This window comes from Amycolatopsis sp. NPDC000009, assembly GCF_055563465.1.
Genome location: NZ_JBVHDI010000001.1, coordinates 400,505 through 420,152, shown reverse-complemented (window position 1 = coordinate 420,152; position 19,648 = coordinate 400,505). Strand labels below are relative to the sequence as shown.

Genomic DNA, 19,648 nt, shown 5'->3' with positions numbered 1-19,648 from the left:
TCCTCCTCTCGTGTGCTTTGTCCGGTGATGTGTTGCGGGCACGGTGGCCCCACCTGAGCCTCATGTCGTACGGTGTTGGCGAGGCGACGCGATCACACGCGTGCCGACAATCGAATACCGCTCATCCAGAGGGGCAGAGGGAACGGCCCGATGAAGCCCCGGCAACCGGCGTCAGCCTGTCATTCCGCGATCGCGGGATAGCTGACGAACACGGTGCCAATTCCGGCCCGCCATGGCGGGGCAGATGAGGAAAGGAACCTCGCGATGACCGCAACCCTCGGCACGACCTCCACCACCAAGACCCCGGATCTCGGACCGGCCGTCGAACTGGTGTCGAAGGAAGAGGGACACCGGCAGCCGCTCGCTCCAGAATTCGTTTCCGCCGAGGACTTCTCGCCGCTCGAAGTCGCCTACGACTTCGGCCGCGTGCGCCGCGAGGACATCGAAGCCGGGCCGAAGAACATCTGGCGCTACAAGAAACTCCTTCCCGTTCCCTCGAACGTCGAAGAGATTCCCAACACCGAACCCGGCGCCACCCGGCTCATCCAGGCTGACAGGCTCGCGAAAGCCTTGGGTGTCAAGAAGGTCTGGGTCAAGGACGACACCGGCAACCCCACGCACTCCTTCAAGGACCGCGTGGTCGCCGTCGCCTTGGCGGCCGCGCGCGAGTTCGGGTTCGACGTGCTCGCCTGTCCCTCGACCGGCAACCTGGCCAACGCCGTCGCCGCCGCGGCGGCCCGCGCCGGCTGGCGGTCGGTCGTGCTGATCCCGAAGACCCTGGAACGCGCCAAGATCCTCACCACCGCCGTGTACGACGGTGACCTGATCGCGGTCGACGGCAACTACGACGACGTGAACCGGCTCGCCACCCAGCTCGCCGCCGAGCAGGAGAGCTGGGCGTTCGTCAACGTGAACGTCCGGCCCTACTACTCGGAAGGCTCCAAAACGCTGGCCTTCGAGGTCGCCGAACAGCTCGGCTGGCGGCTTCCCTCCCAGATCGTGGTGCCGATCGCCTCCGGTTCCCAGCTCACCAAGGTGGACAAGGGTTTCCGCGAGTTCGGGCAGCTCGGCCTCGTCGAGGAGACGCCGTACAAGGTGTTCGGCGCGCAGGCCACCGGCTGCTCCCCCGTCTCGGCGGCCTTCCGCGCCGGGCACGACGTCGTCCAGCCGGTCAAACCGGACACGATCGCCCGGTCGCTGGCGATCGGGAACCCGGCCGACGGCCCCTACGTCCTCGACGTGGTCAACCGCACCGGTGGCGCAATCGAAGACGTCACCGACGAAGAGGTCGTCGAGGGCATCCGGCTGCTCGCCCGCACCGAGGGCATCTTCACCGAGACCGCCGGCGGCGTCACCGTCGCGACGGCCAAGAAGCTCATCGAGACCGGCAAGCTCAACCCGGACGAGGAGATCGTCCTGCTGATCACCGGCGACGGCCTCAAGACCCTCGACGCCGTCGAGGACAAGATCGGCCCGAAGGCCACCGTCAGCGCCTCGGCCGACGCGGTCCGCGAAGCTCTGGGCATCTGAGCTCCCCGCGGCCCGCCTCAAGAACGAGGCGGGCCGCGGGGCTCACCCCGGCGTACCAGGGCGAGACCTCGCGCGTCGGCGATGACAGCGGTGTCGCCGTCCGTGTCCGTCCTCGCGACCGACGCACCCACGGCCACCAAGTTGTCCAAAGTGGACTTGTTCGGATGCCCGTAGGTGTTTCCGGCGCCAACGCTCACCAACGCCACCCGCGGCGCGACGGCGTTGAGGAAATCCGGTGCCGTGTAACGGCTTCCGTGGTGGGGGACCTTCAGGATCTCGGCACGGAGTTCCGCGCCCTCGGTCATCAGGTCGGCCTGCGCCGCAAGCTCGACATCGCCCGTCAGCAGCACCCGGCCCGCCGGGGTCCCGGCGCGCAGGACGACGGAACCGTTGTTGATCACCGTTCCGTCCTGTTCACGGACCGATCGGCTGGTGACATACCGCGGCCCCAGTACGTCCAGCGACAGCCGCGGCCAGTCCAGCCGTTGTCCGATCTCCAGCTCCAGCAGGGGAATCCCGCGGCGCGCGGTCTCGTCCGCGACCTGCTGCCACGCCCACGCGGGAGCCCGGCCGGGGCCGACGGCGACCGCCCCGACCGACCTGCCCTCGAAGACGGATTCGAGACCGCCGATGTGGTCGGCGTGCAGATGACTCAGCACGATCAACGGCACCCGGTCGACGCCCAGCCTGCTCAGGCATTCGTCGACCGGTCCCGGTTCCGGCCCGGTGTCGACCAGGACCGCCCTCCCTTGCTCGCCCGTGGCGAGGACGACGGCATCACCCTGCCCGACGTCGCAGGCGACGGCACTCCACGACGCCGGTGGCCACGCCGGAGCAAGCACTCGCACCGGCACGAAGACGAGCAGCCCGGCGGCCAACGCGACCGCCAGGAGGATCCTGGCGTGCCGCAGCCGGATGGCGACGAGCAGGATGACGAGTAATCCGGCCGCCAGCAGCCCGCCCCACCAGCCATCGGGCCAGTCCAGGACCGCTCCCGGCGCACGGGCGCCGTGGCGGGCCACGGTGATGAGCCAGCTCGCCTCGGGTTCGGTCAGGCGGACCAGCAACCTTCCCGCCGACGGCCACCACGGGCCGACGACGGTGGCGAGCACACCGAACACGGTGGCCGGGGCGACCACCGGCGCGGCGAGCACGTTGGTCACCACCGAGACGAGACTGACCGATCCCGCCATGCCCGCGATGACCGGCGTCGTCACCACGAACGCGGCCAGCGGGATGGCCAGCCCCTCGGCGTAGCCGGCCGGAACGCCGCGTCCGACCAGCCATTCCGCCCACCTCGGCGCCAGCAGTACCAGACCGGCCGTGGCCAGCACCGAAAGCGCAAACCCGAAGTCGGCGGCCATCGCGGGGTCGGCCACGACGAGCCCGGCCACCGCGAACGCCAGCGCGGGCAGCGCCGAACCCCGGCGCCCCAGTGCCAGCGCCAGCAGCCCGACCGCCCCCATCACCCCGGCGCGGAGCACGCTGGGCGCGGGCCCGGCAAGGACCACGAACCCGGCGAGCCCCGCGGCGGCCGCGGCGGCGGAGGTCCGCGGCCCGACCCGGAGCACCCTCAGCAGGAGAAGGATCGAGCCGCAGACGATCGCCACGTTCCCGCCTGACAATGTTCGTCAGGCACATGCGACCTGACGAACCCCGACCCCCGGGAGCTTGAATGTCAGGGTTCATGAGGCTCGGTCTGCCGGTAACGCTGCTGGTCAGCGCCGCCGTGGTGATCGTGCTGGTCTTCCTCGGAGTACTGCCCGCGCTCGCCGTCCTCGGCGGCATCGTCGTGGGCATCGGCGTCGGCTGGCTCATCGGCCGCGCCGTGCTCGCGTTCGCCGACCGGGCGGGTGACGCCCGATGAACATCACCGAGGCGAACGACACGAGTCGGGTTCTGCGGTACCTGCTCGACCTCCGCCGGGGCGTCAAGCCTGCGGCCGACGCGGATGTGCGGGACGCGGCGATGCGGTTGGCGGGCCGCGTGAACAAGGCGCTGCACGCCGGGCCGACGCCGGAGAGCATCGACGCCGCGTGGAGTGCGCGGTGAAGCGGGCAGCGGCCGTGCTGGCCGCCCTGCTCGGGCTCGTCGCCCTCATCGTCGCCCTGGCACTGCTGGCCCTGTGGGCGTCCAGCGCGCTCACCGTGCCCAGCCTTGCCACTCCGCCGCCGACGGTCGTTTCGAGCGTCACCGCGCCGTCACCCGCACCCCGGAACGAGGTCGTCATCACGATCACCGGCGCGCCCGGCACCCAGTTCCGGGTGCTGGGCGAGGTCTTCGGTGACACCGGTCCGATCGATCTCCCGGCGGCCGGACGCGACGAAGCGCGGTTCGGGACGGCGAAGTCGTCCGGTCAGCTCGACCTCGTCGTGTATGTGGCCGCGCCGATCGGCGACGACTCGGCCAGCTGCACGGTCACCTTCGACGGGCGGGTCATCGCGCAGTCCGAGCCGGTGCCGCTGGAGAACACGCACACGCTCGCCTGCCGGGTGAGGTCCGCGTGAACGGGTATCGCACGAGCGGCATCGCTTTCGGCGGCCTGGTGGCGCTCGTTGCCGCCGTCGCCTCGTACACGCACATGCGGACGCTGGCGGCGAAGCACGGCGAGGACTGGCTGTCCTGGCTCAGCCCGCTGTCTGTCGACGGTCTCCTGGTGGTCGCCAGCCTGGCGATCCTGCGCGCCCGCCGCGAGGGCGGCCGGGCGCCGTGGCTGGCGTGGCTGGCGGTCGTGATCGGCATCCTGGTGTCGCTGGTGGCGAACGTGGCGGCGGCCGGTCCGGATCTGGCGAGCCGCCTGGTGGCCGCGTGGCCGCCGCTGGCGTTCGCGCTCGCCTTCGAGCTGGTGATGTCGCTCGTCCGCCAGGTCGACGCCAGCCCGGCCGAGACACCTGGAGAGGAGTCACCAGCCCACCAGGAGCCGCACCAGGACGCTGGTGACGATCACCAGGAGTCTGGCGAATACCTGGTGACCAGCGAGAACGCTCACCAGGACGTGTCGCCGCTGGATGCGCGGGTCGCCGACGTGCTGGCCGAAGCGGAGGCGGCGGGCCAGCGCCCGCCCGGCCGTGCCGCGATCGCTCGCCAGCTCGGCGCCAGCGAGCACGAGGTCCGCCAGGTGCTCGCCGAGCTGCGCCAGGCGCCGCCCGCCAGGCTGGCGGTCGTTCGCCAGGACGCCCGGTGAGCCGCCGGTATCGCACCAGGCGGCGGTCACTGATCGGGAAAGCCGCCAGGTGGTTCGCCAGCTGGCTGGTGCGGCGCGCCTGGCACCACCGGGCCGCCCTGGTGCCCGTCTGGGTCGCCGCCGGGCTCACCATCGCCGGGCTGGTGCTGTTCCTGGTGCCGGGCGCCTGGTGGCTGGTGCCCGCCATCGGCGGCCCGGCGGCTGGCGTCACGGTCCAGGTGTGGGGCGCCCGGCTCGCTCAGCCCGTTCAGCGGGTCCTGGCGTTCTTCGTGCCGGACGGTTTCGACGAGGGACGCAAGGGCGTGCTCGACCGGGAGATCGAACGGGCGTACCTGGCTGTGATGCTCGCGGTCAGCGGCGGCTGGGTGGCGATCCTCGGCGCGCGAGGGGCGGGGACGACGGGTGTCTGGCAGGTGGGCGGGCTGCTGTTCCTGTTCTTGGCCGCGCCCTGGTGGTGGCACCGCCGCATCCGCCGTACTGGCCGCGGTAACCGGTTCGCCCGCCGCTGGCCGGTCGTCACCGAGGACGTCTTGGCGTTCCGGGGGTCGAAGGTGCTGCCGACCGGCGTGGAGTCCATCGCCGGGACGAAGGGCGGCACCGTGCTCTCGGTGAAGCTGGCCTCGGGCAAGACGATCGAGGACGTCGCGTACAGGGCACCGGCGGTCGGCTCGGTCTTCAACCTGCGCAAGGGCGCGGTCACCATCTCCCCCGGCCGCACCGAACGGCAGGTGGCGGTGCGCATCCTGCCGCGCGACCCGTGGCAGGCACGGATCGAGCACCCGCTGATCGCGAGCCCTCGCCCGCACTCGCTGGCCGAGTCGTCGCTGCTGCCGATGGGCGTGCTCGACGACGGCCGGGATCAGCTGTTCCAGCTGCGGCACCTGGCCGTGGTCGGACAGAACGGCTCGGGGAAGTCGGCGTTCCTGGAGTCGCTGCTGGTGTGGCTGCTGTCCAGTGTGGACGCCGCCGTCATCGGGGCGGACATGGCGGCCGGTGCCACGCTCGGCGCCTGGGAATCCGCACTGGCGGCGCCGCTGGCCACGACCACCGAGGACGCCGTGCGGCTGCTGGTTGGCCTGGAGCAGGTCGTGCAGTACCGCGAAGGGCTGCTGGCCGAGGGGAAGCGCGCGGCCGGCGGGGCGGGGCCGGACGTCCTGGAAGTCTCGCCGGAGATGCCATGGCTCGTGGCGATCCTGGAGGAGTTCCCCGACCTGGTCGCCGAGGGCGGCGAGCAGGTGGTGAAGCTGGTGGGCCGGATCGCGAAGCGGGCGAGGAAGACGAAGACGACGCTGGTACTGGCCGCCCAGAACTCGACCAAGACTGACATGGGGTCGACGGAGCTGCGCGCCCAGCTCGGCATGGCCGGGTTCCGGCTGGACTCCCAGCAGTCGAAGACGTCGTGGGGCGAGCTGCGCGGCCGGGGCTACACGTCGGTGGGGCTGCCGACCGGCGTGTTCCTCCTGCACGACCAGGAGCACGACGCGCCGCGCCAGTCGAAGGGGTTCTTCGTGACCCCGGCGGAGCGGGCGCGGTTCCTCGCGGGGCTGTCCGGCGCCCGGCTACTGGACAGCGGGTCGGCGGCGCGGCTACTCGGCGCCGACGGTGAGCTGGTGCACGCGGAGGCTGAACGGATCGAGCGCCCGGAGGTGGCGCCGCAGGCGGTGCCGTCGGTGCCGGTGCAGCGGGTGGCCAGCAAGCACGACCAGGTCGCCGGGCTGCTCAGCGCGGACCCGGTGAGCCCCGCCCAGCTGCGCGAAGCCACCGGTTTCGCCGAGTCGACGATGCGGCGGCTGCTCGCCGAGCTGGAGGCCGAGGGCCGGGCGCGGCGTGAGGGCCGGGGGAAGTGGGTCAACGCTGAGTGATCAGCTCACGGAGCGCTCAACGCTCACGCTCAACCCCATACACGCAGGCGAGGGCGAGCGTTGAGCGCTCGGTGAGCGTTCGGAGATCACAGAACGTAGCGCGAAATCGCAGGTGAACGGCCGAATCTGTAACGGCTGGCCCAGTCTGACCGAGCTAATGACCAGGTTTGAGGACGAGGAGCGACGACGTGACGGACACAGCGGTGCACGAGATCTCGGGCAAGTACCGGAGCATCAAGTTCGACGGCAAGGCGGTGACGATCACGATCGTCACCGGAAGCTGGGTCTCCCGGGCCGAGCTGGTACACCGGTTCCGGCTGCGCAAGATCCAGGCCATCGAGGTCCAGCGACCGTCCAGGCTGGAACCCGGCGGCATGCTCACGTTCCGCCTGTCCGGGGAATCGCCCGACCTGCCCAGCATCATGCCCGCGATGTCGTCGAAGGCTCCGACCAACGCCTTCTGGTTCTCGAAGGCGGATCTCCCGAGGATCGAGGCGCTCGTGGAAGCGATCGAGGACGCGCTCGACGACCTGGACTGATCAACAAAAGGAAGCCCCCGGCACATGTGTGCCGGGGGCTTCTTCACGGGCTGCTCACTCGGCAGGCCACTCGTACGTCAGCTCGTACAGGTTCGCCGGAAGGACGATGTCGTTCATCTCCAACGGCCTGTCGTCTGTGCTGTAGGCGACGCGGGTGATCGTTATGACCGGCACGCCACCCGGTAGCTGGAGAAGCGTCACCTCGTCGGGCTTCGGCATTCGCGCACCAACGTGTTCGGCGAAAGTGCCGATGATGTGACCGGCCTCTTCCAGCCGTGCATAGGCGCCGCCTTCGCCGGTGTTGACCTTCTCGATCAGGGTGCCGCGCGTCAGCTCGCGAGGAAGGCGCGACACCGCGAGCTGAGCAACCAGCCCATCGGCCCGCATCACCCGATCTCTCACGGTCAGTTCGGTTCCGACGTCCACCCGGAGAAACTCGGCCGCTCGCTCATCGGCGCGCTCGAAACGGACCTTGACGTTGCTCGACGCGGCGAAGCCCTTCGCTGCGGCCTCCGCCAGGAAGGCGCCTTCGTTGCGTTCGCGGGCGGCACGCGACAACCGCGACCGTGCCAGACGCTGGATGTTCGACGGCGGCCGGACGAACACGCCGCGCCCGTGCTCGACGTTGACCACGCCTTCGGAGCGAAGCAGGTTGACCGCTTCGCGGACGGTCGGCCGAGATACGCCGTAGGTATCGATCAACTCGCGTTCACTCGGAAGCTTGGCGCCAGGTGGGTACTCACCGGCGTGGATCTTCTTCCGAAGATCGGTCGCGACTTGCCGGAACGCTGGCACTCCACTCGTGCGATCCATCATGGCAAGCATTCTCCACTCGCCAACTCGTCTTGACCAGTTGCCCGGCACATGTCACCTTTAAGTGGTCAAGACGTCATGACGAGTAACGGCGAGGATGTAGCCATGGGGACGAACGTCACCGAAGCGGCGGGCTTGAACCACGTCACCGAAGCCGACTACGCGCAGCGCTACTACACCGACGACGGTTTGGTCCACGACTACCTCAAGCGCGAGCTTGCCGACCCCGGCTTCGTCCACCTGACTCCGTGGTGCCAGCGGGGGAAACTCCTGCCCGCTCAGCACTTACGGCGAAAGGTCGACAGACACCCGGTCGCGCGGCACTCCAAGCATCAGCTCTGCCCGCCGTGCGTCCATGAGCGTCACGAGATGCGGCAGGGGCGGCCGTCATGAAGACCGAGAACCCTCCGGCCGTTGTCAGGACTCGCAATGCTCGGCCGTTGCCGGACGAGAAATGCCCGTGTGGCAACGAACCGTCATGGATCAGGGTCGAGACCTACGACGATGGAACCGAAGTCCGCGTGCCCGTCTGCGGGTACTGGCCATGAGCGTCGTCCTGTACCTCGATCAGGCTCGGCTTCAACCGGTCCTCGACGATGCCTGGCACCGGGTCGCCATGATCAGCTTCGCCGACGGGACCTTGACGACCCTCTGTGGCGAGACCGACGACATCGAGTACAAGCCCGCCGCGCTACGCCCCGGCGCGCTCAAGACGTGCTGGGAATGCGACACGGCCTACCGGCGAAGCCACAACATCGCTTCACCGCCGGGCGCGCGGCGCACCTGATCCCCCGGTCGACGTGCCTGCCCCTCGCTCGTGCGTCGACCGGGTTCCAAGACCACACCGCGTCCTGACGACAGGCGCGGTGAGGGCTCCTGGCGAGCGGGCCCGTATGGGGAGCGAGGTCCCGGCGAGGCAGCAACCCGCCGGGGCCTCGTGTCCCCGCACCAACGACAGGATGACAATGCGGAACAACGACATCGCGGTGGACGATCTGGGCACGACACTCCGGCGTGAATACGAGGACGGGGCGACGATCGCCAACCTCAAGGCTCGCCATGGCCTCACCTATCACCGGGCGCGGGCGCTGCTGCTGGCGGCGGGCACGACGCTACGCAAGAACGGGCTGTCACCAGTCGTACCGGCGTCGCGGAGCATGGTGATCGCCTACGAACGCGGGATGACCATCCCCGAGGTCGCCACCAGCTTCGGCTTCACGTACAGCATGATGCGGCGGAAGCTGATCGCGGCGGGAGTCACGCCCCGGCGGAAAGGCCGTCGGCTCGCTTAGGCCTCCGCTACTTCGCCGCCCGAAGCGTGGCCAGCACGCTGATCGCGGCCAGGCGCGCGGCGTCGCACGGGTCCTTCTTGCCGATGTTGCCCTCGGACTGCTCCGCCGTGACAGTGATGGATTCCGTGTCGCTGGTGCCCAGCGCGACATTGCACCCGCCCTCGGCACGCCTGTCGATCACGCCATACGCGGTCACGGGGTAGCCCTCGATCGGTTCGAGCGGTTCGACGAGCTTGTAAGCCTTGCCCTTGGCTGCGTAGACGGCGGCCGTGCCCCCGTCAGGCCCCTTGCCGAAGATCACATTGACTGTGGGGCGCGAAGTACCCGGGGTAGACCACTCGCACGCAGGCCCTGCCGACTCGTTCCGCGGCGTGGCTTCGACTTTGGGCCCGATGAGATCTTGAGCTTGCGTGCTGGTGAGTGCATCGCAGGGCGCCGCCCGGAACTTGGCCAGATCGACCGGTTCGCCGACCTTGGGAACATCAGGCCCGGGATTCTGGCCGGCCGAACTCGACGGCACCGGGCTGGTGGCACCACCAGTTGGGGTCGGGGTCCCGTCCTTCGGGGTGGAGCAGGCGGACAGCACCAGCGCCGCCGCGCCGAGAACAACGATCGTGCGTCGCGTCACCTAGATACCCTTCGACTGCTGGTTGATGTCCTCGGTGGCCCGCTCTTCGGCGGTCGCGTACTTGCCGAGCGCGGCTACGTACTTGTCGGCCATACTGTCGCAGTAGGCGGCCCGCTCGTTGAGCGCTGTAACGAGCGCTTCGCCGGACGACCGGACGAGCTGGGCGTTGTCGCCGCTCGCGTACTCGGCGCCCGGCGGCTGAGCCTTGGCGATGTGTTCCGCGTCAGCAAGGTCTCGCCTGTATTCCTTGGCAAGCTCTCGCCATTCCTTGACGAGTTCGTGCAGCGTGGCTTCGTCGTACTTGAACCCAGCGCCCTCCGGAACGGGCTCACCGTACGAACCACCAGAGGGGCGGAAGAAACCGGACACACCCAGGTCAGGCCCGGGTTCGTAGGCAGGCGGCCCCTCAGGCACGAGTTCCCCCTCTGCCCGAAAGACGCCACCTCGAAACTCCCGCCATCGCGGAACCCCTCCCCTAATGTTCATCTCGATCGGCCCTCGACGGCCGAGCATAGGGCATCGTTCAGCGACTAGTGGGCTACTCAGCGAAGTCGTCGATTTCTCAACCGCCGAAGACGCAGAAAAGGCCCCACTCTCCGGTGCGGAGAGTGGGGCCTCGTGCTCGATCAGCGCTTGCGGGACGTCTTCGGCTTGCCGCCGTCGTCCTCGGCAACGGTGTGCGCCGCGACGATCTCGGCCTCGGCAGGGGCGTTCGCCAAGGCGACCTCGTCGCCCCTGAACTGCTCGACGATTCCAGCCTCGGCAGGCATGTCGGGCGGCTTCGGTCCGTTCGCCCACGCGGCGTTATCCGGGTGAGCGGGGTTGAACTGGGCGCTGGGATGATACTCCTGCTCGCTCATGGGCGGGCTCCCTTCACTGGTTGGCTCGGTGGTTGCCATCTACGCCGCCCAGGCGCTGAAGTCGGCGGAGGCGGTGTAGAAGAACGTCGCTCCGCGCACGCCCGCAGGCAGCGGTACCGGTCCCGGGCGGTCCGCGTCGAACTGCACGTCCCGGTCGCCGACGTAGTTCCCGCCCTGGCCGGACGGCGTGTCGCCGATGTAGTAGATACGGCCCTTCACGACGGCCCCCTTGCCACCGATCAGGCAGAACAGCGACCGCATGCCGTTGACCGGAATCGAGATCTGCCCGGTTCCCTTCACTCCCTGAGCCATCAGGTCCTCCGTGTTCGTCCGGCCGGGGGCACTGCCGCCTCCGCCGTTGGTCCCAGCGCCGAGGTTCCACGGCGCGGTGTTGTCGCCCAGCGCCCCGGCGAACACCGAGACGTGAACGTGGTGCTCGTGCGCGTTGGTCCCGGAGTACGGCATCCACTTCCACGGGTTGTTGCCTGCGCGGCTGTCGATGATCCGGTGGTTGAAGATCACGTACTTGATCCGAGGGTCCCGGCTGGCCACCAACGTGTCGGCGAGCCACTGACCCGAAAGTCCGCCAGCCGGGTCGTTGGTGAAGTCCCGGGCGCACACCTGCCCGGACGCGGTCGGGTTGTGGTCGGACAGCCGGGCCGAGTGCGCGGCGTCCCCGATCCCGCCATCGGAGACCTTGCTCCGCTTCGGCGCCTTCGCGTTCAGCTGCCCCAGCAGCACGTCGAGGGACTTCGCCATATACCAGGACATCAGGGGACCTCCGGCAGATAGAGCGGCGGCGGGTCGGCAATCGAGCCGCCGAGCTGACGAAGCTGGTCCACGACCTGTTCGTCCCAGCGGTGGTGCACACGCAGCACGTCGTCGTGACGGCGCTGCGTGGCGCGGACCTCGCGAAGTTCGGTCCGGACCTCCTTCAGGTCTTCGCCCAGGTCCTTATTGGACTCGGCGGCTGTCTGGATGAGCACAGCCGCGCTGTCGGCGTTGACTTTCCGGGCGTCCGCCCGGCTCTTCACGAGGTCGAAGACGGCCTTCGCGACCGCGAGCGCGCCGCCGGAACCGCCGAGCCACGTCCACACATCGGTCATCGCAGCGCCGCCTTTCTGGCGAGCGAGATCTGCCACGCCCTCCAGGCCGCGGCGATGGCCATCGCGAGCAGGAACAGGCAGAACGCCAGCGCCCGGACGCCGGTGGTGCCGATGCCCCAGCACGCGTAGGCGAAGCCGACGCCGGCCAATCCGGTGAGCCCGGCGCGTTCGAGCAGCACGCCGCGCACGGTGGCGGCGCGGATGATGCCGGTCAGTGCCACCGAGCACGTGACGAGCCCGATGGCGAGGAACACGTGCCCGAACGGCGGCGGGTAGCCGCGCAAGGTCGTGGTGGCGACCTTGTCGAACATCGACAGGGCCACCGCGCAGTACAGGCCGAACGCCGCGACGATCAGCGTCTCGAACGGATTTCGGGTACTCGTGATCACGAGTCACCCCCTTTCAGATTCAGGTGAGCCAGGGCGACGCGAACGCCTTCGACGTGCCGAGCATCGAGACGGGCGTGACGGCGACGGCCGAGCTGGCGCCGCCGGACACCAGCCGGGAGAAGATCTCGACGCCGACGGTGTTGCCGATCGAGGTGTCGGGCACCTGCACGGCGTACGGGCCGCACGTGGTCAGCACGCCCGGTGCGGTCGTCGTGGAGGCCGGGGAAGTGACGGTCGGGCTCTGCCAGGTCCAGGCGGTGACCGAGTCGGTGATCTTCACGTAGCTCTCGACCACCGACGCCGCACCGACGCCGCCCCAGCTGTTGTTCATGCGCCACTGCGCGAGAAAGCAGCTGTTGAGCTGCTGCGCCTGGCCCGTGTAGTAGGAGGCGAACGACCCACCGCTGTTGAAGATCAGGCCCGGGTTCGTCGGGTACATCGGGACCTGGATGAACGGCTGCGCCAGCCCGTACCCGACGTCGGCGTCCGAGCCGAGCACGAGCTTTCCGGTGCCGTCGAACACCTGCACCACCGCGCTGTCGGAGTCCTCACGCGGCACGACGGCGAAGTCGATGACCCCGCCATGCGAGACGACGAACGGGAACTTCGACTGCCGGGTCAGCTCGTTCACGGTCTGCTGGAGGTCTCGGAGCTGGTTGATCAGGTAGTCCAGCGACTGCGGGCGCTCGATCGGCTGGTTGGCGACCACTCAGGACCCCCTGACCGCTTGGAGCTGGTGCAGCACCTTGTCTCGCTCCGGGGCGTTCGAGACGCCGAGGATGCGGTAGGAGTACTTGCCGTTGCGCAGCCAGTGGTGGTCTTTCACGCTGTAGTCGGCGAAGTGGCCGGGCAGGTACGAGCCCAGCCGCGGTTCGGCGTCGGCGAGCACGGTGGCCTGCCACTGCTCAGGCTGCGAGTTGTACAGCGTGACATCGGCACTGGCCCATCCGTCCAATGTGGCCTGTTCGGACGCCGAGGTGTGACCGGTGTCGACCATGTCCAGCATCGGCCAGCCCGCCGACGTCAGCGACGTGTCGGTGGCGTAGCCGTAGAGCTGACCGGCCTCGTTCCCGGCGCCCTTGACGAACGAGGTATTGGCCTGGTTCGAGCCGTCACCGGCGATGGTGAGCTTCACCAGGTTCGACCGGTAGTCGAACAGCAACGGCACACCCGGCTGCACGAGGTACGGGTTCCCGACCAGCATCCGATGCCGGATGTAGCGGAGCCCGCCGATCACCGTCAAGTACGGCTCGAACAGGACGTCCGGGCCGCCGTCGACCTGCGTGAGTTCCTGGAGCCGCTGACCGGCGAACGGCATCTCGTAGCCGTGGAAGGTGCGGGTGTTCGTGCCGACTGCCGTCGGTGTCGGCAGGTCCAGTGGCAACGCCGAGCCCGCCCGGTACGTCATCGACGTGGCGTGGTCGGCGATGCCCCGAGCGATGTTCGGCAGGCTGTCGTTGATCGTCAGGTCGGCCGAGGCATCCGTGATTCGCTTCGCGCTCGGGTTCCACGCCTTGTTGTGCAAGACCCGGCGATTCAACAGTTCCCAGAAACCCTTGCCGGACACCGTATGCACAGGCTTGTCGTCGTCCGGAGCGTACGGGACGATCGGTCCGGCCTGGCACACCGTGTCAGTCGGGACGCCGCGCCCGCGCACGATCGCGACGGAGAACCTCCACGGCACACACCACTCCCGGACTTTCGCCGCGCGGTCCTGGCCGTGCAGTGGCACGGTGATCTTCCAGCCGCCGACGTCGTTGATCCGGGCCGACCATTCCGGCTGGGTGGTCAGGTCCAGTTCGAACAGGACGCGGCCGGTGACCGTGTCGTAGGCCAGCGCGGTGTACACGCGCTCGGCGGCGGCCACGGCCTACTCCTCGGCCACGACGTCGAACTGCGCGGCGAGGTCGGCGGCGGAAATCCACATAATGGAGATCCCGCCCCCTTCGACCATTCCGTCGCCCACCTCGATGACGATCGAGGGACCGTAGAACAGTTTGTTGCCCTGGACGATTTCCGCATTGGGCCAGCGTTCCTGCCACTCGGCCAAGTTGCTGCCAGTCCACTCCAGAAAGCGAGTCTTCGGGACCACGGGAACCCAGCTCATGTGTTCGCTCCGATCGTCACGCAGCAGCCTGCTGCTTCCAAATGCGCATCTTCGGCGGCCTGGTCGAATACAACGTGCTGCCTGCTCCGTTGCCGTTGTAGTACCAAGCACAGATCTGCGTACCCGCCGCCAGGAACATGGAGCCGGAGTTGGAGACGTCGCCGTACCCCGACCCCAGCGAGTTTCCGGGCAGCAGAAGCGTTCCGTCCGAATAGGCGGGACCGGTGATGTGGATCGTGTCGCCGCCAGTGATGGCTATCGACTTGCGGAGGTTGCAATGAAATCCGTAGATCCCGTCGGTCTGCGTGGTCCACATATCCGTGCCGTTGAACGTGATTCCGTTAGGCGCCACAGTCTGGGTCGGGAACTGCAGCTTGGTCACACCGACTGGTAGCGACTGTGACGCGGATGCTCGCCACTCGCCGCCGACGTCGGATCCGAACCGAATCTTGCGCCAGTTCCCCGCGCTATCACGCACCTCGAACGTGTCGGTGGCCGGGTTGTAGCGGGTCTCGCCGACTCGCCCGTTGGTGTCGGAGTCGCCGGGCATCAGCACCCTGACCGCGCCGGGAATCCCGGCCGAGCGGCGGATATCGGTGAGCGTGATGACGCCGCCGGTGGACACCTGCGCCCGTGCGAGCGGAATACCGATCCCACCGCCCGTCGTGGGGAAGCTGGTGTACACGCCGAGGCTGTTCACCGTGATCGGGTCGACCGGCACCGCACCCGGCGTGCCGGTGATGATCTCGATACGGCACGGGTTCCCATCCGGCGACGTGTCGCCCAGAGCCGAGTCGTACCAGCGCATCACGACGATGTCGTTGCGCGGGTTCGTGGCGGGCGCCGGATCACACGTCACGGATGCCGTGGCCGTCAGCCATCCCTCGTACGGCCCCTGCCCGTTGCGGTGCGCGACCGCCGTCCCCGGCGCCACACTCATGGAGAGCCCAGACACGTTGAACACCAGCAGGTCCGACATCACCGTAAGCCCGGTGGTGGGTATGACGCCGGAGCGCGTGCCGTTCATCGGGGTCGCGTCGTTGTTCTGGTAGATGCCCTGGAGCAGGGCACGGCCCTGGCGGGCGTTGTTGGCGCGCGAGCCGCCAGGCATCGCGGACCAGAAGCCGGTCGCTGCCGCGTTGGTGGGCATCGGGCCCCCTCTCAGTTGTAGGCGTACTGCCAGGTGGCGGTGACGGTTCCCGCGCCGGTACCGGAGAACTGGACGGTCACCTGCCCGCCGGGCGGGATCTCGATCCACTGTGCGGAGGCGAGGAATCCGAAGCGGTCGACGCCGTTGAGCGCGACCGAGCGGGTGAACGGATTCGTGTCGATCACCAGGGTCTGACCGGCCTCGACGGTGCCGGTGTAGGCGATGACGTCGCCCGTGGCCGGGTTGGTGAACGTCGGGTTAGTCAGCGGCCCGACGATGGTGAAGACCGGCCACGTCGGTGCGGTGCCGAGATTGCTCAGCGACAGCACGCCGCTGTTCCCGCTGCTGCCCCAGTCCAGGCCGCCGTTCGCCCAATCCAGGCCGCCGCTGCCCCAGTCGAGGCCGTCGGTCGCCGCGCCGCCGACGGTGAAAGGCCCGGCCGTCTGCACAGCTGTGTCGAGCCAGCGCGGATCAGCGGAGTAGAGCGGCAGCTGCCAGTCGAAACCTTGCGCGTCCGCCCAGCCGTCGATCTTCGGCGCGTCCGCGTTCAGCTCGACCACCAGCTGCCGTGTCGAAAGCCCATCGGACCTCACGAGCGCGAGTTGCGCGCCGTCCGGGAACACGCCGAGCAACCGGTCCCGTGCCGCTGCCGCTCCCGCGAAGTCCGGTGCCTGGCACCAGCCCTGGAGCGTGTCGGAGCGGGCCGCCGAGTACGAGCGCGCGCGGTACGCGCCCATCCCGAACGGCCGCTCCGTCACGTGCAGCTTGCGACCCGAGCCGCTGTTGAACGTCTGCGCCGTGACCACCCACCGGCAGCCGAAGTCGTCGTCCACATTGGCCGACCAGCCGCCGATCGAGTACACCGGCAGGATCACCGAGGTAGGCACTTCAGCCTCCCCTCATGGCCCAGCCGAGTTCCGCCGAGACCGCCGCGGCTACGGCGTACGGCTCCATCGCGGCGGTGTGCACGGTGATGTGATTGGTCACCCCGCCGCCGGCCACCGCCGTCCGACCCATCCGCGCGTTCGTCTCGTCCAGCAGCCGCTGCGACCGCGCCGAGCGCGGGTCGAGCGGGATGTAGGACTCGGGAACTCGCATGTTGTCCCCGACGACGCGCCAGGTGTTCGGCGGCACGATCTGCGCCATCGACGACATCGGCGTCAGGCCCTCGAAGCCACCGCCCGCGAAGAACTTGAGGATGTTCCCCTTGGCGTTGGCCGTCAGGATGTTCCCCACCGCGTTCGGCCGATAGGCGCTGTTGATCGTGCCGCCACCGCCCGGTGTCCCGACGGTGATGGTGCGGATGTACGCGGTGCGATCCCGCGCCGCCCAGTCGATCGACGCGTTCGCCGCCGCGACGTCCGCCCTGGCGTGGGTTTCCGCCCACGTGCCGTCGGCCTGCTGTTTCCAGACCCGCACCGCGCCCGTGGCCGGGTTGATGTCGGAGAAGGTCCGGGTGACCGCCCCTGTCGCGTCCGTCGTCGCCTTCCACTGCCGCACCGCACCGGTGGCCGGGTCGGTGCTGGTGTACGTGGTCGTGCGGCCGTCGGTCTTGGTCGTGACGTTCTTCCAGTTCGTCACGGCGCTGTCCGCCGGATTCGTGTTGGCGAACACGGTGGCGGTCGCGTCGCTGTTCCCGACGTCGTCGAGCAGCTTCTGCGCCGCCGCCTTGCCAGGCTCGGTGTCGGCGAAGACGCGGAACGTTCCGTCCGGCAGTTTCACGACCTTCATGCCCAGCTCGCCGAGCGCTCGGATCGCCGGGTCGGTCAGTGCCTTGACCGCGATGCCCTTGTTGTCCGGCACGGCCGCGAGTTGCGACCGGATGTCCGTCAGCTGCCGCTGGGTCTCGGCGTCACCTTCCAACCCCAGCTGTGTGATCACCTTGTCCGGCAACATCCCGTAGTGATCGAGGATCTTCCCGATCTGGGCGTCGTTGAGACCCAGCTGCTTCAGCTGTGCGGCGAACTCCCCGCGCATGCCGGTGAGCTTGTTCTTGATCTCCTCCGCCGGAGTGCCCGCGTCCTTGAGGGACTGGGCGTAGGCGGCGAAGTCGGTCGCTCCCTTCTGCACGGTGTCCTGGAGCTTCGATCCCGCGTCGGACACAGTGTTGATCGCGCCGGACGCGTCGACCAGATCCTTCGCGTGACCCGGGATGTTGGCGCCCTTAAAGGATTCTCCGATGCCGCGCAGCCCGTCGTTCCACGCCTGCAACGCTTCCTCGACGCTCGGGGTCTGGCCGGACAGGCGCAGCATCACGTCGATGATCGCCTGGCCCTTGGCGGCCACGTCCCCGCCGGTCGCGTTCAGTGTCGCGAACGCGGCTTCCAGGTCTGCCGTCGCGGCCTTCGCCGCGTACATCGCCGGGGACATGCCCCGCGCGGCGATGGACTCGATCTTGCGGATTCCGGCTTCCAGCTCGGCCGCCTTGCGCGCGCCCTCGGCCGAGGCCCCGGCCTGCTCGTTGATCGCACGGACGTTCTTCAACGTCGAGACCAGCTGTGCCTCTTCGGCGTCCGACAGCTCCAGCGACGCCATACGACGCGCGGTCATCGCGTCGACGGTGTCCTCCGCCGAGCCGCCTTCCTTCACGTACGCGTCGGCCTGGCGCAGCACCATGTCGAGGACGTCGCCGCCGACCTGGTGCGACTGGACGAGGTTCGTGAGGTAGCCGCGGAAGCTGTCGTTGACGGTCTTGAGCGCGTCGGCCTGGCCGATGCCAGCCGCCGACACCGTGCCCATCGACACGCCCAGCCGCTCGTTGGAGTGGAACGCGCCCTTGTCCGCCAAGGCTTTCAGCGCGGTCTGCCGGACGTTCTCCCCAATGACGCCGTTGTCCCGGCGGTACGCCTCGGTCATGTCGTTGACGGCCTGCGTGTGCCGCGCGGCGCGCTCGGCGGCCTCGGCCTGCTTCTGCCCGAGGATCGAGAGCAGCAGCCCGAACGCACCGACCGCCAACGTGGCCGGGGTGAACCCGCCCGCCAGGCCACCGAGGAAGGTCGTGAACTTGTTCCCCGCGCCCTGCGCGTTGCGGACCTGATCCCCGATGCCCCGGAATCCGGCGCCAACGTCGACCCCGAACCGGTTCGCGATCATCGCCGCCGCCGTCAGCGACCCAGCGAACTGGCCGATCCCCGGCGGCAGCATCGACAACAGCGACACAAGCAGCCGCAGCATCGACACCGCGCCGACTCCGGTGTTGGTGAATCCGCCGAGGAACCCGATCACCGCCGAGCCCTGCGCGGTCATGTCGTTCAGCGCGCCCGTGGCCTGATCGACCAGGACGTACAGCGACGACAGCGGCCCCGAGCTGCCGCGCGCGAGGTTCGCGAACAGCGTTCCGAGCCGCGCTTCCAGCAGTGCGACCGTCGAGCCGAGCACGACGAACCCGCGCTGCGCGCCTTCGCTGCCCTGCGCGGCGTTCGCGAAGAACAGGCCGAGCCCGGTGCCAGCCTGTGAGGCGAGGCTGTGCAGGCCCTTGAGGGCCGGTTCGGACGCCTTGACCGCGGTGACCATGCCCGGCATGGCGTTCTCGGCGAAGTCGGTCACCGAGCCCGTCAGCTCGCGCACGGCGGGCTTGGAAGCGTTCACCGCACTGCGGACCTGCGGTGCCAGCCGGTCCCACGCCTGCCCGGCGTGCCCCAGCGCCCCGACGACATCGTCTTCGAGCGCGCTGCCCATGCTGTGCACGTCGGTGAGCACGCCGTTGGCCATGCGCTTGGCGGCGGCCTGTACCTGTTCCGACGAGGACGCCGCATACACGCCGAGCGCGGCGAATCCGCCGGCCACCAGAGCGAGGGACGCCGTCGCCCCTGCCGCGCCGATCGCTGCGGCAGCGGGCAATCCGACCGACAAACCGACGAACTTCAAGGCGTCGAACTGGGCGTTGGCACGCCGTGCCGATCGGCTCAGCTCGTCCTCGGCGCCCTTGCCCGCCTTGCGCGCGGAGTCACGCGTGGACTTCTCGTCGACCTCCGGCCGCAGAACCGGCTTCGTCTCCCGCTCGATCTTCTCCTTGATCAGGCGGGCGTTCTTCGGATCCTTCAGCGCCGTGTCGAGCGAAACAGGCTTCTCGCCCTCGATCTTCGCCCGGATGCGCTTCTCATCGCCGGACGTCTCGTCCTTCAACCGGACTTCGACGTACGCGCCCGCCAGCTTGAAATCCCCACCAGGTGCGGTCACCGTGTGCCC

The 19,648-nt window shown here is 69.0% G+C and carries 23 protein-coding genes, 1 pseudogene and 1 riboswitch; of the genes and pseudogenes, 10 read left to right on the top strand and 14 right to left on the bottom strand.

Annotated elements, in window-relative coordinates:
• The first annotated feature begins 118 nt into the window (after positions 1-118).
• Positions 119-251: riboswitch (SAM riboswitch) on the top strand.
• Between the two features lie 13 nt (positions 252-264).
• Positions 265-1,530 carry a threonine synthase gene (thrC, locus tag ACZ3HL_RS02175; protein ID WP_465416364.1) on the top strand — a complete coding sequence of 422 codons (1,266 nt, stop codon included), beginning with the start codon at positions 265-267 and terminating at the stop codon, positions 1,528-1,530.
• Between the two features lie 17 nt (positions 1,531-1,547).
• On the opposite strand, the pseudogene ACZ3HL_RS02170 reads toward thrC, so the two are convergent.
• A pseudogene (locus ACZ3HL_RS02170) lies at positions 1,548-3,155 on the bottom strand (ComEC/Rec2 family competence protein); the annotation flags it as partial.
• Positions 3,156-3,205: 50 nt separating this feature from the next.
• Between ACZ3HL_RS02170 and ACZ3HL_RS02165 the strand changes: the two are divergent.
• The 6 genes from ACZ3HL_RS02165 (at position 3,206) to ACZ3HL_RS02140 (ending at position 7,115) form a co-directional block, all read left to right on the top strand.
• Entirely contained in the window at positions 3,206-3,397 is a 192-nt protein-coding gene (locus tag ACZ3HL_RS02165; protein WP_465528250.1) for a hypothetical protein, read from the top strand.
• Positions 3,394-3,582 carry a hypothetical protein gene (locus ACZ3HL_RS02160; RefSeq protein ID WP_465528248.1) on the top strand — a complete coding sequence of 63 codons (189 nt, stop codon included), beginning with the start codon at positions 3,394-3,396 and terminating at the stop codon, positions 3,580-3,582. The genes ACZ3HL_RS02165 and ACZ3HL_RS02160 overlap by 4 nt, the downstream gene beginning before the upstream one ends.
• Complete coding sequence (locus tag ACZ3HL_RS02155) at positions 3,579-4,037, top strand: hypothetical protein (RefSeq protein WP_465528246.1); 459 nt, start codon at positions 3,579-3,581, stop codon at positions 4,035-4,037. The genes ACZ3HL_RS02160 and ACZ3HL_RS02155 overlap by 4 nt, the downstream gene beginning before the upstream one ends.
• Complete coding sequence (locus ACZ3HL_RS02150; RefSeq protein ID WP_465528244.1) at positions 4,034-4,714, top strand: DUF2637 domain-containing protein; 681 nt, start codon at positions 4,034-4,036, stop codon at positions 4,712-4,714. Before ACZ3HL_RS02155 ends, ACZ3HL_RS02150 begins: the two co-directional genes overlap by 4 nt.
• A complete protein-coding gene (locus tag ACZ3HL_RS02145; protein ID WP_465528242.1) occupies positions 4,711-6,576 on the top strand; it encodes an FtsK/SpoIIIE domain-containing protein in 1,866 nt (621 codons plus the stop codon). The genes ACZ3HL_RS02150 and ACZ3HL_RS02145 overlap by 4 nt, the downstream gene beginning before the upstream one ends.
• Before the next feature lie 188 nt (positions 6,577-6,764).
• A complete protein-coding gene (locus ACZ3HL_RS02140) occupies positions 6,765-7,115 on the top strand; it encodes a hypothetical protein (RefSeq protein WP_465528240.1) in 351 nt (116 codons plus the stop codon).
• A 54-nt stretch (positions 7,116-7,169) separates the two neighbouring features.
• On the opposite strand, the gene ACZ3HL_RS02135 is transcribed toward ACZ3HL_RS02140, so the two are convergent.
• Positions 7,170-7,931: a GntR family transcriptional regulator gene (locus tag ACZ3HL_RS02135; protein WP_465529085.1), complete on the bottom strand. Its 762-nt coding sequence runs from the start codon at positions 7,929-7,931 to the stop codon at positions 7,170-7,172.
• A 102-nt stretch (positions 7,932-8,033) separates the two neighbouring features.
• Between ACZ3HL_RS02135 and ACZ3HL_RS02130 the strand changes: the two genes are divergently transcribed.
• From ACZ3HL_RS02130 to ACZ3HL_RS02120, 3 genes are all read left to right on the top strand, one after another.
• A complete protein-coding gene (locus ACZ3HL_RS02130; protein ID WP_465528238.1) occupies positions 8,034-8,321 on the top strand; it encodes a hypothetical protein in 288 nt (95 codons plus the stop codon).
• Positions 8,322-8,472: 151 nt separating this feature from the next.
• Entirely contained in the window at positions 8,473-8,715 is a 243-nt protein-coding gene (locus ACZ3HL_RS02125) for a hypothetical protein (RefSeq protein WP_465528236.1), read from the top strand.
• A gap of 178 nt (positions 8,716-8,893) precedes the next feature.
• On the top strand, positions 8,894-9,220 hold the full coding sequence (locus ACZ3HL_RS02120; RefSeq protein ID WP_465528234.1) for a helix-turn-helix domain-containing protein: 327 nt from the start codon (positions 8,894-8,896) through the stop codon (positions 9,218-9,220).
• 7 nt (positions 9,221-9,227) lie between these two features.
• Here ACZ3HL_RS02120 and ACZ3HL_RS02115 read toward each other — a convergent pair whose 3' ends face one another.
• From ACZ3HL_RS02115 to ACZ3HL_RS02060, 12 genes are all read right to left on the bottom strand, one after another.
• On the bottom strand, positions 9,228-9,848 hold the full coding sequence (locus ACZ3HL_RS02115; protein ID WP_465528232.1) for a DUF3558 domain-containing protein: 621 nt from the start codon (positions 9,846-9,848) through the stop codon (positions 9,228-9,230).
• The gene (locus ACZ3HL_RS02110) at positions 9,849-10,262 is read right to left on the bottom strand and encodes a hypothetical protein (RefSeq protein WP_465528230.1); all 414 of its coding nucleotides are present in this window, start codon (positions 10,260-10,262) and stop codon (positions 9,849-9,851) included.
• A 212-nt stretch (positions 10,263-10,474) separates the two neighbouring features.
• A complete protein-coding gene (locus ACZ3HL_RS02105; protein ID WP_465528228.1) occupies positions 10,475-10,708 on the bottom strand; it encodes a hypothetical protein in 234 nt (77 codons plus the stop codon).
• A gap of 39 nt (positions 10,709-10,747) precedes the next feature.
• Complete coding sequence (locus ACZ3HL_RS02100) at positions 10,748-11,479, bottom strand: hypothetical protein (protein ID WP_465528226.1); 732 nt, start codon at positions 11,477-11,479, stop codon at positions 10,748-10,750.
• The gene (locus ACZ3HL_RS02095; RefSeq protein ID WP_465528224.1) at positions 11,479-11,814 is read right to left on the bottom strand and encodes a hypothetical protein; all 336 of its coding nucleotides are present in this window, start codon (positions 11,812-11,814) and stop codon (positions 11,479-11,481) included. Before ACZ3HL_RS02095 ends, ACZ3HL_RS02100 begins: the two co-directional genes overlap by 1 nt.
• Positions 11,811-12,203 (bottom strand): hypothetical protein, encoded by a 393-nt coding sequence (locus ACZ3HL_RS02090; RefSeq protein WP_465528222.1) that lies wholly within the window; start codon positions 12,201-12,203, stop codon positions 11,811-11,813. Before ACZ3HL_RS02090 ends, ACZ3HL_RS02095 begins: the two co-directional genes overlap by 4 nt.
• A gap of 19 nt (positions 12,204-12,222) precedes the next feature.
• Entirely contained in the window at positions 12,223-12,912 is a 690-nt protein-coding gene (locus ACZ3HL_RS02085) for a hypothetical protein (protein WP_465528220.1), read from the bottom strand.
• The gene (locus ACZ3HL_RS02080; protein WP_465528218.1) at positions 12,913-14,070 is read right to left on the bottom strand and encodes a hypothetical protein; all 1,158 of its coding nucleotides are present in this window, start codon (positions 14,068-14,070) and stop codon (positions 12,913-12,915) included.
• A 3-nt stretch (positions 14,071-14,073) separates the two neighbouring features.
• Positions 14,074-14,310: a hypothetical protein gene (locus tag ACZ3HL_RS02075; RefSeq protein WP_465528216.1), complete on the bottom strand. Its 237-nt coding sequence runs from the start codon at positions 14,308-14,310 to the stop codon at positions 14,074-14,076.
• A gap of 16 nt (positions 14,311-14,326) precedes the next feature.
• The gene (locus tag ACZ3HL_RS02070) at positions 14,327-15,460 is read right to left on the bottom strand and encodes a hypothetical protein (protein WP_465528214.1); all 1,134 of its coding nucleotides are present in this window, start codon (positions 15,458-15,460) and stop codon (positions 14,327-14,329) included.
• Positions 15,461-15,471: 11 nt separating this feature from the next.
• Positions 15,472-16,347 carry a phage distal tail protein gene (locus ACZ3HL_RS02065; protein WP_465528212.1) on the bottom strand — a complete coding sequence of 292 codons (876 nt, stop codon included), beginning with the start codon at positions 16,345-16,347 and terminating at the stop codon, positions 15,472-15,474.
• A 1-nt stretch (position 16,348) separates the two neighbouring features.
• Positions 16,349-19,639 (bottom strand): hypothetical protein, encoded by a 3,291-nt coding sequence (locus ACZ3HL_RS02060; RefSeq protein WP_465528210.1) that lies wholly within the window; start codon positions 19,637-19,639, stop codon positions 16,349-16,351.
• Between the last annotated feature and the right edge of the window lie 9 nt (positions 19,640-19,648).

Coding starts and splice junctions, on each gene's coding strand:
- ACZ3HL_RS02100 (WP_465528226.1), bottom strand. CDS start 11,479: ATGTCCTGGTATATGGCGAAGTCCCTCGACGTGCTGCTGGGGCAGCTG.
- ACZ3HL_RS02165 (WP_465528250.1), top strand. CDS start 3,206: ATGTCAGGGTTCATGAGGCTCGGTCTGCCGGTAACGCTGCTGGTCAGC.
- ACZ3HL_RS02130 (WP_465528238.1), top strand. CDS start 8,034: ATGGGGACGAACGTCACCGAAGCGGCGGGCTTGAACCACGTCACCGAA.
- ACZ3HL_RS02070 (WP_465528214.1), bottom strand. CDS start 15,460: ATGCCCACCAACGCGGCAGCGACCGGCTTCTGGTCCGCGATGCCTGGC.
- ACZ3HL_RS02160 (WP_465528248.1), top strand. CDS start 3,394: ATGAACATCACCGAGGCGAACGACACGAGTCGGGTTCTGCGGTACCTG.
- ACZ3HL_RS02095 (WP_465528224.1), bottom strand. CDS start 11,814: ATGACCGATGTGTGGACGTGGCTCGGCGGTTCCGGCGGCGCGCTCGCG.
- ACZ3HL_RS02135 (WP_465529085.1), bottom strand. CDS start 7,931: ATGATGGATCGCACGAGTGGAGTGCCAGCGTTCCGGCAAGTCGCGACC.
- ACZ3HL_RS02125 (WP_465528236.1), top strand. CDS start 8,473: ATGAGCGTCGTCCTGTACCTCGATCAGGCTCGGCTTCAACCGGTCCTC.
- ACZ3HL_RS02105 (WP_465528228.1), bottom strand. CDS start 10,708: ATGAGCGAGCAGGAGTATCATCCCAGCGCCCAGTTCAACCCCGCTCAC.
- ACZ3HL_RS02075 (WP_465528216.1), bottom strand. CDS start 14,310: ATGAGCTGGGTTCCCGTGGTCCCGAAGACTCGCTTTCTGGAGTGGACT.
- ACZ3HL_RS02120 (WP_465528234.1), top strand. CDS start 8,894: ATGCGGAACAACGACATCGCGGTGGACGATCTGGGCACGACACTCCGG.
- thrC (WP_465416364.1), top strand. CDS start 265: ATGACCGCAACCCTCGGCACGACCTCCACCACCAAGACCCCGGATCTC.